The organism is Nocardia sp. XZ_19_385 (assembly GCF_015355755.1).
Lineage (GTDB): Bacteria > Actinomycetota > Actinomycetes > Mycobacteriales > Mycobacteriaceae > Nocardia.
In genome coordinates, this window is record NZ_JACVEE010000002.1 from 1,130,255 (window position 1) to 1,141,519 (window position 11,265).

Sequence of the window (11,265 nt, forward strand, 5' to 3'; positions counted from 1 at the left end):
TCGACGTTACCGCGTGAGCAGAGCCTCCGGCACCGGTTGATCCGAAGCCAGCGCCTCGAAGAACTGGCTCGCCCGTGACTTGTCCCACACCAGCACATTGCCGCTGTCGGTGTTGTCGAAGCCGCTGATCGGCACCGTCGTGGTCACCGTGTCGCCGCGCAAGGCCCAGCCCAGGCGGGCCACATGCCACAGATGATCGCCCTCGTCGACCTTCAGCGACTTCGCGGTGTCACTGGCCAGTGGCCACAGTCGGAAGGGGTTGACCAGGGTCGACCAGCTGGTCGCCTTCTTCAGCAACGCGGACATGAACAGGCGCTGATTGTTCATCCGGTCGATATCGGCGAGCGCGGTCGCGCGGGAGCGCACGAAACCCAGCGCCTCCGGCCCGCTGAGTTCCTGGCAGCCCGCTTCCAGGTTGATTCCGGCGAGCGGGTCGTCCAGGGCGGTCGGGACGCACACGTCGATTCCGCCGAGCGCGTCGACGACGCCCGCGAAACCGGCGAAACCGATCTGCGCGTAGTGGTCGATGTGCAGGCCGGTCGCGATCTCGATGGTCTGCACGAGCAGTTGCGCGCCACCGAAGGTGAAGGCGGCGTTGAGTTTGTCGCGGCCGTAGCCCGGGATCGAGACGTAGGAATCGCGGGGCAGGCTGACCATGGTGGTGCTGCCCGACTTCGGAACGTGGATCAGCATGATCGTGTCGGTGCGTTCGCCGCCGACCTCGCCGCCGGTCGCGAGTTCGTTTTCCTGCTCCGGGCTCAGGCCGGTGCGGGAGTCGGAGCCGACCAGCAGCCAGTTGGTGCCGGGGGTATCGCCCACCCGGCCTTCGTAATCGGCGAGGGCGTCGATGCGCTGGAGTTTGCCGTCCAGGTGGATGACACCGGCGACCGAACCGACGATCAGCACCAGCAGGAAGATCAGGAACCAGCGGAACGGCCGGCGCTTGCGGCGGGCGCGGGGCGGGCGCGGGTCGCGTTCCCGGCGGGCTGGTGGAGCCGCGGGCGGGGGAGGCGGGGGTGCTTGACGCCGCTGTTTCGGCGCGGACTCGTGGTACGGCTGCGGTTGCTGGGTGGGTGCGTGGGTGCGCCGCGGCGGCGGTGGCGGTTGCTGTTGCCGGCGCATCTGCGAGTAGGCCTGCGGGGGCTCATAAGCCTGGCCGTCGCGCCGCAACACTTCGGTCGGCTTCAGATGCTGCGAACCCGCCGAGCCGGGAACGTAATTGGGCGGCGGCATCCGGCGTGGTCGGTTGCTTCGCTGGTGGTCGTCGCCGTTCATCACTCTGACTTTACTGATCGAAGGGTTGCACGCTGGGGGAAGCGGCTCACGAACGGCATATAGCCGTCCTCTATCGATACTGCCCGAGCCGCATTCCGTTACGGCAACCAGCTCACGTGGCCGTGCAGGAATGTGTACCCGATGTAGGCGACCGTGTCGATGGTGGCGTGCGCGAGCACCAACGGCCATAACCTGTTGGTGCGCTGCCAGAACCGGGCGAAGATCACACCCATCACCAGATTGCCGACTCCACCACCGAGGCCCTGATACAGGTGATAGCTGCCGCGTAGCAGGGCGGAGGCGAACAGCGACCGGTTGTCCGTCCAGCCGAGTTGACGCAGCCGGGTCAGCAGGTACCCGACGACCAGGATTTCCTCGGCCGCCGAGTTCGCGCACGCCGACAGCACCAGCACCGGCAGCCGCCACCAGTGCTCGCCCAGCGACGCGGGCACGATCGTCACGCTCATTCCGAGCGCGTGCGCGGTCAAATACAGTCCGAGCCCGGGGATTCCGATCAGCGCCGCCAGCCCCAGGCCCGGCAGCACGTCCTGCCGCCACCGGAGTCGCCGCGCCAGCCCGACCGCCTTCGGCCCGATCCCGCTGCGCCACAACAGATACAACCCCAGCGCCGCCCACCCCAGCAGCCGCAGCACCCCGAGCAACTGGAACAGCAGATCCAGCATCGACTGCGCCGACCGCGACGGATTCAACTTCATCGTCTGGCCACCCACGCCGCCGGGCGAGAGCGCACTCTCCACCAGCGACAGCGCCGCACTCATTCCGCTGAGCCCGAAGGTGACGACCAGCACCACCACGATCTCGAGCCGGATCCCGCGCCGCTCCCGCTCCGTCAACTCCGTCTCGCCGGACCCCGCCGCACCATGCATACGCTCGAATCTATGGGAGTCAGCGCCGGAACTCCTGCACCGGACGGGATTCCGCGGCGGCGTCCCCGACCTCGTTGCGATACCAGGCTTCTCGCCGATAGCGCTGCACCCGGTCGGCCACCTCGTCCAGACCCGGGACCAGGCGCCGCGCCGCCTCGGCTGTCAGCTGGAACGGAAATTGCACCAGCGGATGCAGCACCCAGGGAAAGCGCCTGGGCATGGTGTGCGCGGCGTAGGTGGCGGGCGGCAACCAGAAACCGGTGTAGCCGATCTGCACCCGGTAGTTGATCTCGTCGCGGATCCGCTTGTGCCACGGGGTGCCCGGTTTCGGGGCGAAGGCGGGCAGGTAGGACTCCACCAGTTCGGCGCCGTCCGCCCCGGCGGTATGCGCGCGCTTGACGAAGGCCGCGAACATCAGCCGCACCGAGTCCCGGAAATCCCTTGGGTACCAGTCGGGTTGGACGCCGAGCAGATGACCGACATAGCGCCAGAAATGCAGGGTCGCCTCGATCTCGCGGATCGTGGTGGTGTGCCCGACACTCCACAGCGCCAGGCCGGGCACCACGCTGCCGCCCATCAGGGTCAGCGTCGCGTCGCCGACGCTGATCGGCACACCCCAGGCGGCCGCGTCCCATTCCGGCCGCTGCACCAGCTTGCGGCGGATGAAGACGTGCATGATCCGCACCCGCATCGCGGTTTGCCGGCCGCGCGCACCGAGGTCGAGGCCGCCCGGCTCGGAGACGTCGATCCAGAACCGGACCGTCTCCAGCTGGCGTTTGTGCGCGCGGTCGCCCGCGTAACCGCCGGTATAGGACAGCGGTTTGGCGATGGAACTCTCCGAGTACATCTCCAGCGTGCTGGTGGTGGCGAAGCTGAAAACCGAAGTACCCCAGCGCCGGAACACTTTCGCGCCGAGATCGACGAGGTCGCGGTCGAGCCAGTCCGGCGGTGTCTCGAACTCCTCGAACAGCCGGATCAGCGAGGCGGGCGCGTCCGGGACCGTGTGGACTCCGGATTCCAGTGCCCGGTCCAGCATTTCGCGTCCGGCGCGGGGGCCGGTCGGACCCAGGTAGACCTCGTCGACGAAGGCTTCCGCGACCGGATCGGCCTGGTAGTAGGCCTGGCCGAAGGCGCGGACCAGGTCGTCGGACGGTTGTGGATCGAAACCGAACAGGCGCTGCCAGAGGCGGCGGGCTCGCTGGACCTTCGGATCGTCGCGGTGGTCCCAGTAGCGGAACTCGGTGGGAATTCTTGGTTCTGCGGCCATAACGCAGCCTAAGATGAGTAAATGCTCGACTTCTACTCGCGTTTTTCGCATGGTCGCCCGGCGTAAACAGCCGAGCCAGGAGCGCTCCCGGGACTCGGTCGAGCGGGTCCTGGCGTCGGCTACTCGACTTTTCGCCGAACGCGGGGTGGCGAATACCTCCACCAACCGGATCGCCGAGCACGCGAGTATGAGCATCGGCACGCTGTATCGCTATTTCGCCGACAAGGAGGAAATCCTCGAGCAGTTGCGGCTACGGCTGCTCGCGGAATTGGAGGAGGACTTCACCACGGCCGTGCTCACCGGGATGTCGCTGGACCCGCGCGAGTCCTTCAACCGCAGCCTGCACGGCATCGTCGGCACGCTGACCAAACACCGCGCCCTGGTGCGTGCGCTCACGGCCGGTGCGACCCTGGACGGCCTCGGCTTCGGCGAGCTGGAACGTCGGCTGCTGGTGCTGACCCGCGCCTATCTGCTGCACGTGCTCGGACCGCTGCCGGACGACGAACTCGACACCAAGGCCTACGTCATGGTCAGTGTCGGCCTGGCCACCAGCTTGCGTATCGGTATCGACGCGCCCGCGCACCTGGACCGGTCGAAACTGATCGACGAGGCCGCGGTGATGGTCGCGGGCTGGTTGAGTGCGAGCGCGTTGCCGCGGGATGCGCTGCCGGGGAACTAGATTCGGCGGATTCCATTGAGGAACGGGCAGCCGGCGAGGGTGCGGACGGCGCGGCTGAGGGATTCGATGTCGTCGGCGGGGGCGTTGAAGGGGAGGCGGAAGTCGTGGTCGCCGTCGTGGCCTTCGATGCGGAGGGTGAGGCCGTAGCGGTCGATGGCCAGCGGGTGCACGGCGCCGGTGCGCAGGCGCGGGGGCAGGTGGCGGGCGAGCTGGGTGATGATGTCGGCGTGGTCCTCGTCGAGGTGCTGCAGCCACGCGGATTCCATGCCGCAGAACGGATCCGGCTGGGCGAGCCGGAGTTGATCGACGCACACCGATTCGGCGCCGGTCGCGTCCGCCATCACCGCCGACTCCAGCACCAGGCGCAGCAGTGTCGCGGTGTGGCCGACGTCGAGCAGTTCCGGATGCGGGTGCTCCTTCGCGACCTCGGTCGCCAGGGCCCGCTGCGCCTGCACCGGCACCGATCGCACCGATCCGCGCAACCACACCAGCGATCGCACCGGTTCCCGCAGCGGCAACGGCGCGTGATCGGTCAACTCCAGCACCGCCGCCGACCCGCCGGCCCGTGCGTTCCCGACCAGCACCGCGGCCACCGAAGCTGTCGGCACCGCGATCACGACATCGCCGCATTCCCGCAGGTAATGCACGGTCGTGGGCGTCGGATCGACACCGGGCAGCGCGAGCACCGCCTGCTCGGCATGAGCACACGCGCTCCGCACCCGCTCAGCGGTCGTGGGCGCGATGGTCGAAGTCGGCATGCAAACCTCCGAGGAAGACGGCGGTGGAATTAGGTAAACCTAAGCTAAGTCACGGAGATCACTTCCGCAACCTCTTGGCCCGAACTCGCTGTGCCGCCGAACCGGGAAACCATTGGCACACAGCGACTCAGAGCGCGCCGTGCCGCCCGGTGGTGCCGCGCCGGGACGCGAAGTTACGGTTGACGGGTGGCGGATGGGACGACGAACGAACCGGTGCTGGTGGCGCTGACGGTGCCCGCTCGGCGGAGTCTGGTCGAGGGATTGGTGCGCGAAGCCGGGGTCACCACGGGCGCGGCGCCGGTGGTCGATGTCGATGTGCCCGATGCCGAGCTCGCGGACTTCCTGGCCGGAGTCGCGCACGCCGACGGCGGTTTCGTCGCCCGGACGGACAGCGGGGAGCGGGCCGTGGCAGTGGTCGCGGCGACCGTGGCGGCGCTGTGCGGGGAGGACATTCGGGCGGCCCTCGCAGCACCGGATATCGCGTTTCTGACCGGGCTGAAACCGCCCGCCGTCGAGGCGGCGCGCGGGGTGCTGCTGGCCGTCGAAACCGAGTCGGTGGCGGACGTGACACGCGCGCTCGGGATTCTTGCCCCGAATTAGCCTGCGATCCCTGAGCCTCCCTTCCGGACGCAAGTAATGTCGTAGGCGTGCCGCGTATCGCGTACTTCGGTCCCTCCGGGACATTCACCGAGATGGCTTTGGCCAAGCTCGAATCCTCTGGCGCCTTCGAGGGGGCGGTGGAGCGCGTCGCCGCGCCCAGCCAAGGGGCGGCGCTGGAGTTGATCCGGGCCGGGCAGGTCGACGGCGCCGTGGTGCCGATCGAGAGTTCGGTGGAGGGTTCGATTTCGGCGACACTGGATTCGCTGGCGATCGGGCCGCGGCTGCAGATCGTCGCGGAGACCGAGCTCGAGGTCACCTTCACGATTCTCGGCCAGCCCGGGACGCGGCTGGCCGATGTGCGGACACTGGCCGCCTATCCGGTGGCCGCGGCGCAGGTGCGCGAATGGGTCGCGCGGGAACTGTCCGAAGCTCAGCTCTACACCTCGGCCTCGAACGCGGCCGCCGCCGAGGACGTGGCGGCGGGCCACGCTGACGCGGCGGTTTCGACAGCGCTGGCCGGAGAGCGGCTCGGGTTGGACGTGCTCGCCGCCGGAGTGGCCGACCACGATCAAGCCATCACCCGGTTCGTGCTGGTCACCCGGCCGTGCGTAGCGCCCGCCGCGACCGGCGCCGACCGCACCTCGATCGTGCTGGATCTGGCCAACGAGCCCGGTTCGCTGATGCGCGCGTTCGCCGAGTTCGCGACCCGCGGCATCGACCTGACCCGCATCGAATCCCGGCCCACCCGAACGAGTTTCGGAACCTACCGGTTCTATCTCGACTGCGTCGGGCACATCGACGACACCGCGGTCGCGGAAGCGCTCAAGGCGCTGCATCGCACCGCGGGAATCCGATTCCTCGGTTCCTGGCCGGCGACCTCGGCCACCGGAGCCCCGCCCCCGTCCGACGAGGACGCGGCGGAATGGTTGACCCAGTTGCGGAAAGGGGTGGCCGACCGATGAGCAAGCTGATTCTGGTCCGGCACGGCGAGACCGAAGGCAATGTCGCCAAGATCCTCGATACCCGCGTGCCCGGCTTACCGCTCACCGAACGCGGTGCGGCACAGGCGAAAACGTTCGGTGCGAGCCTATCGGCGGTGCCGCAGGCGCTGTTCTGCTCGGCGGCGCTGCGAGCGAGACAGACCGCGAGTTATATCGAAGCGGCGACCGGCGTGCCGGCTCAGGTGCTCGAGGGGGTGCACGAAGTCCAGGTCGGTGATCTGGAGGGCCGCAACGACTCTCGGTCGCACGATGTGTTTCTCGAGATCTATCACGCCTGGCACGAGGGCGATCTCGCCTTGCGTGTGCCCGGCGGGGAATCCGGTCTTGAGGTTCTAGAGCGGATCGTTCCGATCATCGAGGACTTGCGCGCGAAGTACCTGAGTGAGGATTCGGGTGGGGATGTCCTGCTCGTAAATCACGGTGCCGCAATGCGTTTGATCGGCCGCACGCTCGCCGGGGTGGCACCGCCGTTCACCACCAACAACCACTTGGACAACACCGAGACCATCGAGTTGGTACCGCGCGCCGATGGCGGATGGGACTGCGCCCGCTGGGGTCGCTTCACGCCACCCTTCGGCTACAAGGCCGCCCCTACCCAAGACGACCCGATGGGGTGATCAGCCGGACGACACCTCGCTGGCGCTCGGCTTTCGTCCGGCTGATTTCGTCGGATGGGCACCGGGGGCGCTTCGCTTCCCCGGTGCCGCGCTGCTTCGGGCTTGCCTCGCTTCGCTCGGCGTTCGCCCTGAGGTACTGGAGGGCAAAAGCAGAGAGGCTGGGCTGGAAGCAGTTCACCCCGCCGCAGTTTCCTGCGACGGGGTGAAAGTGGTTGCTCTTACTGAAGTTTCGCGGAGGGTGGGAAGTCTTCCCGTTCCGGGAGTGAGTTCATCAGGTCCAGTAGTGCTTGGCGCAGGCGGGCGGTGGTGCCGCTGCTGATGGACGACCATTTGGTGCCGTCGTCGGCGAGGCTGGCGGTGACGATGAAGCGGCCGTTGCGGGTGTTGAAGATGGCGATGTGGTTGTCGGAGACGTCGCGGGTGCCGTCGCCGTAGACCACTGCCGAAATTTGGGCGTGGGAATGGATTTCGACCACGGCCGAGGCGAGCGTTTGCGCGTCTCGGTTCGGGGTGCAGATTTTCGTCAAGCGGTTCGTGGTGGCTGCCGCGTCGCCGGTGTCGCCGAAAACCTCGGCGAGCAGCTCGGTTTGGGCGTTCATGCCGGTCAGTTCGAGCGGGTCGGCGGTGCCGAGGGCCGCGATGATCGGACCGGGCAGATCGTCGTCGACCGCGCTGATGACGTAGGACTCCGGCCCGCGAAGGGCGAGGACCGCCCGGTCGTCACCCTTCGCGAGGCACAACCGGCTGATCGCGCCTTCCACGACCAGGCGCAGGGAAAGCACCCAGTGCGGCCGGTACAGCACGCGCAGCCGGTCTTCGAGTTCTCCGTGGACCGCTCGATCGACCAGCAGATCCCGGTCGTCGAGGGACTGGGCGGCCACGACCATCGCCGCGTCGTGAGCTGCTTGGTCGTCGTAGCGCCCCATGGCCTGGAGCACCACGGGCATCTCGTCGAGCTGCAGCTTCTCCATCAGAAACTGCATCTCGTCGAGCGACAACGCGACGCTCCCGAGCGTTGACGGACCGGGGCCCGCACCCAGAATTGTCACTTATTTTGCCCGGTGTTGGCGCCGATCACACCGTCGGCGATGAAGCGACCGTCGGTGAACTGGTCGTCCTGCAGGTCGACGGCGGACTTGCGCTCGTGCTCTTCGTCCTCGTCGTTGGCGGCGCGGGTGGGGGTCAGCGGGCTGTTCAGGTTGGACGCCGGACGGGTGGCGGTGCTTTCCATCCGCATGCCGCTGCTGCTGGCGGGCATCGAGCCGAGGCCCGAGCCACCGACCGTGGCCGGGGTGCCCCAGCCCGCGGGCAGCTGGACCGTGCTGGCGCCGACGGTGGACGCGACGGTGATCGCGGCGGCGGGCGCGGTGACAGCGGCGGCGGCCGGAGCGACCATGGCAGCCCCGGCTCCGGCCGGAGCGGTGACCGCCGAGACGGCCGCACCGGCCAGGTTGGCGCCGGTGCCGACAGCGCTGCTGGCCACCGACCCCGCGACATTGGCGACCTGGGTCGCCGCGCCGCCGGCGTGCTGCACCGCGCTCGACACCGCGCTGAGCGCCATGCTGATCGGATCGGCGGCGCCGGCGCCTTCGGCGATGTGCGGCGGGTCGGAGAACTCACCGGGGGTCGACACCTGGGCGGTGGTGGCCGCCTCGTAGGTCTCCATGGTGAGCGCGGCGCGCAGGTCCATCGCGGCCTTGGCGGCCTCGAGTACCTCGGCGTCGCCACGCAGCGCGCCACCGGTGGTGTGCGAGGCCGCGCGGGCGGTGTTGAGCGCCACGATCTCCGGCAGGCTGGGCATGGCGATCGACGCCACGGTGTAGGCGGTCGCGTTGGCGGCGGCCTTGGCGCTCATGGCGGCGGCCAGCACGCCCTGCTGCTCGGCCCAGCCGGTGAACCCGGCGAGCTTCCCGATCGCGTTCATACCGTTGACGCCCTGCAACCCGACGCCGAGTTCGGCGACCACGCGGGCGACGGTCGCGGTGGCCTCGACCCAGACGCCGGTGAGTGCGCCCCACGCGCTGGAGGCGGCCGAGATCGGAACGGCGTGCGCGCCCGCGTTGAGTGCGATGGAATTGGCTTCGGCCATACGGGGCAGCCAGAACACCCCGGTGATACCTGCGGTCATGCTTATTTCTCCCCTGTAATCAGTGCTAGTAGTGCGTGGCCTAGACGATGGTGTTCATGACGGCGCTCATGATGCTCGCCTTGGCCGAGTCTTCGGCGACGTGCGCGGCCAGCTGGGCACGCAGCACATTGGCGGCGTGATGCAGCTCGAGCACGCCCTGAGCGACCACGCGGTCGTGGCTCGTCGCGGCCTTGTTGAAGTGATTGGCGGCGAGCAAGGAGACTTCCTCGGCACCGGAGGGGATGACGTGCGTCGCGGGAGCGGTGAGCGCGCCGGCGGCAGCGAGCCGATCGGCGAGCAGATCCAGCTCGGCGGCGGCAAGCAGGACAGCTTCGGGTGTGATGTTTACGAGGCCAACCATGACTCGACTCCTTCTAGTGGCGGCAATTGGGCGGAACCACGAGAATTCCCCCTTCGAGTGATAGGACGCGATAGCGCTGCGATCGGTTCCATCGAATCCCCTACTTCTTTCAGCGATCTTGCCCAGCTCTTAATGAACCCGCAAGCTCGAACAAGATTATCCCCATCCCAGCTCATGCAGCCGGTCTTCGTCAATCCCGAAATAGTGTGCGATCTCGTGGATCACAGTGATTGCGACCTCGTCGACGACCTGGTTCTCATCAGCGCAGATGTCGAGAATCGCGTCCTGGTAGATGGTCACCGTGTCGGGCAGCACCCCGCCGTACTGACTATCGACCCGATCGGTCAGCGCGATCCCGTGATAGAGGCCGAGCAATTGTGGATCCTCCGGATTGCGAGGTTCGATCAGAATCACCACATTGTCGATCGCACGGGCCAGTTCCGGCGGGATCTGATCGAGCGCATCGCCGACCAGTTGCTCGAACCGATCGTCGGACATGGAGACCGCCACGCGCTTACCGGGGCTGCGGCTGCGGGGGGAGCGGCGCGGCGCCGGGCAGCGGCGCCGGCGTGGAGCGGCCCGAGTTCGGCGGCGGCACCGGGGCCTGGCCGTTGATCAGGATCTCGCCCCGGGCCGAACCCTGGATCGGCGCGAAACCCTCGCGGTCGGTGCCCTTGCCGATCATGCAGTCCAGCTTCCGGCTGCCGGCCAGCCAGCTGCGCGCGTCGATGTAGTCGAAGAACAGCGTCAGCGTCTTGTTGCGGATGGCGTCGTGGGAGCCCAGATAGTCGGTGGAGGTGCGCGAGCACTCCTCCTCGACGAACTTGTCCTGCTCCTCCTTGGCCGGCGGCGGACCCTGGAAGCGTCCGGCGAGGTCGACGGTCGCCACGATCTCCACCGCGTGCGACTGGGCACAGTCCACCGGATCGGTCGGCAGGTTCTGATTGATGCCCAGGCAGGTGCCCGGCTCGAAGACCTTCGACTGGTCGTGCTCGATCGCGCTACCCGTCGACGCCAGCGGCGTGCCGGTGCTACCGGAGAACTGCAAACCGCAGCGCAGCGTGCGATCGCCGTGCTTCCAGCCGTCCGGGCTCGGGTACATCAGCCCGACGACGTAGCGTCCGCGCGGATCGAACTTCCCCTTCATGTACTGCTGCACCGCGGGCACGCAGTGCTCTTCCTTGAGCTCGGTCAGGCGCAGCGAATCGGGGAAACGCGAACCCGACCCGAACTCGACGCCCGGGTACTTGCTCATGTCGATGTCGGAGGCGACCTCGAACAAATGCTTCCCGGAGCAGGCGATCTTCACCAGATCGGAGCGATCGGCCTTGGTCCAGCTCAGGCAGTCGCCGGCGGAAGCGGTGCCGAATTCCTTGTCCAGCACGGTCTCCGCGGGCGCGGCCGGGTTGTGCGCCTCCAGGCCGTTCTCGTTGTCGAATCCGGTGATGAACACGCCCACCAGGGCCGCGACGACAGCGCCGACCGCGACGGTGAGCAGCACCCAGCGCAACGTCGGCGCGGGCAGCTGAACCTTGCCGCCGTCGAGCACCTTGCGGTCGATGATCAGCTGATCCCGCAGCGCCTCGGCACGCGTCGACGCGCCCGAAGGGTGCTCGGGGTCCGGGTACCGGGAGTGCTCATCGTCTGCAGACATCGCGATCCATCATTGCAGTGTCGGGACCGCGGTGCCAC

At 68.0% G+C, this 11,265-nt stretch carries 13 protein-coding genes; 4 read left to right on the top strand and 9 right to left on the bottom strand.

Annotated elements, in window-relative coordinates:
- Nucleotides 1–6 precede the first annotated feature (6 nt).
- The 3 genes from IBX22_RS17935 to IBX22_RS17945 all read right to left on the bottom strand — a co-directional run bounded on the left by IBX22_RS17935 (nucleotide 7) and on the right by IBX22_RS17945 (nucleotide 3,429).
- Nucleotides 7–1,173 carry an LCP family protein gene (locus IBX22_RS17935; protein ID WP_309234753.1) on the bottom strand — a complete coding sequence of 389 codons (1,167 nt, stop codon included), beginning with the start codon at nucleotides 1,171–1,173 and terminating at the stop codon, nucleotides 7–9.
- Nucleotides 1,174–1,373: 200 nt separating this feature from the next.
- Nucleotides 1,374–2,162, bottom strand: a complete 789-nt coding sequence (locus IBX22_RS17940; RefSeq protein WP_194816695.1) for a CPBP family intramembrane glutamic endopeptidase — start codon at nucleotides 2,160–2,162, stop codon at nucleotides 1,374–1,376.
- A gap of 19 nt (nucleotides 2,163–2,181) precedes the next feature.
- Nucleotides 2,182–3,429: an oxygenase MpaB family protein gene (locus IBX22_RS17945; RefSeq protein WP_194816696.1), complete on the bottom strand. Its 1,248-nt coding sequence runs from the start codon at nucleotides 3,427–3,429 to the stop codon at nucleotides 2,182–2,184.
- Nucleotides 3,430–3,478: 49 nt separating this feature from the next.
- On the opposite strand from IBX22_RS17945, the gene IBX22_RS17950 reads away from it, so the two are divergent.
- Complete coding sequence (locus IBX22_RS17950) at nucleotides 3,479–4,108, top strand: TetR/AcrR family transcriptional regulator (protein WP_194816697.1); 630 nt, start codon at nucleotides 3,479–3,481, stop codon at nucleotides 4,106–4,108.
- Here the strand turns inward: IBX22_RS17950 and IBX22_RS17955 are convergent.
- The gene (locus IBX22_RS17955) at nucleotides 4,105–4,866 is read right to left on the bottom strand and encodes a DUF2470 domain-containing protein (protein ID WP_194816698.1); all 762 of its coding nucleotides are present in this window, start codon (nucleotides 4,864–4,866) and stop codon (nucleotides 4,105–4,107) included. The two genes, IBX22_RS17950 and IBX22_RS17955, sit on opposite strands and share 4 nt — an antisense overlap.
- 186 nt (nucleotides 4,867–5,052) lie before the next feature.
- On the opposite strand from IBX22_RS17955, the gene IBX22_RS17960 reads away from it, so the two are divergent.
- Genes IBX22_RS17960 through IBX22_RS17970 form a run of 3 tightly spaced genes read left to right on the top strand, consistent with a single transcriptional unit; the run spans nucleotide 5,053 to nucleotide 7,084 of the window.
- Nucleotides 5,053–5,466, top strand: a complete 414-nt coding sequence (locus IBX22_RS17960; RefSeq protein WP_194816699.1) for a hypothetical protein — start codon at nucleotides 5,053–5,055, stop codon at nucleotides 5,464–5,466.
- A gap of 47 nt (nucleotides 5,467–5,513) precedes the next feature.
- A complete protein-coding gene (gene pheA, locus IBX22_RS17965) occupies nucleotides 5,514–6,428 on the top strand; it encodes a prephenate dehydratase (RefSeq protein ID WP_194816700.1) in 915 nt (304 codons plus the stop codon).
- Nucleotides 6,425–7,084, top strand: coding sequence for a histidine phosphatase family protein (locus IBX22_RS17970; protein ID WP_194816701.1), 660 nt, complete (start codon nucleotides 6,425–6,427; stop codon nucleotides 7,082–7,084). Before pheA ends, IBX22_RS17970 begins: the two co-directional genes overlap by 4 nt.
- A gap of 218 nt (nucleotides 7,085–7,302) precedes the next feature.
- On the opposite strand, the gene IBX22_RS17975 is transcribed toward IBX22_RS17970, so the two are convergent.
- From IBX22_RS17975 to IBX22_RS17995, 5 genes are all read right to left on the bottom strand, one after another.
- Entirely contained in the window at nucleotides 7,303–8,082 is a 780-nt protein-coding gene (locus IBX22_RS17975) for an ESX secretion-associated protein EspG (RefSeq protein WP_228538855.1), read from the bottom strand.
- A gap of 47 nt (nucleotides 8,083–8,129) precedes the next feature.
- A complete protein-coding gene (locus IBX22_RS17980) occupies nucleotides 8,130–9,212 on the bottom strand; it encodes a PPE domain-containing protein (RefSeq protein ID WP_194816703.1) in 1,083 nt (360 codons plus the stop codon).
- Between the two features lie 40 nt (nucleotides 9,213–9,252).
- Nucleotides 9,253–9,573 carry a PE family protein gene (locus IBX22_RS17985; RefSeq protein WP_194816704.1) on the bottom strand — a complete coding sequence of 107 codons (321 nt, stop codon included), beginning with the start codon at nucleotides 9,571–9,573 and terminating at the stop codon, nucleotides 9,253–9,255.
- Between the two features lie 156 nt (nucleotides 9,574–9,729).
- Complete coding sequence (locus tag IBX22_RS17990; protein ID WP_228538856.1) at nucleotides 9,730–10,071, bottom strand: metallopeptidase family protein; 342 nt, start codon at nucleotides 10,069–10,071, stop codon at nucleotides 9,730–9,732.
- 16 nt (nucleotides 10,072–10,087) lie between these two features.
- Nucleotides 10,088–11,227 (bottom strand): septum formation family protein, encoded by a 1,140-nt coding sequence (locus IBX22_RS17995; RefSeq protein ID WP_194816706.1) that lies wholly within the window; start codon nucleotides 11,225–11,227, stop codon nucleotides 10,088–10,090.
- Nucleotides 11,228–11,265: the final 38 nt, after the last annotated feature.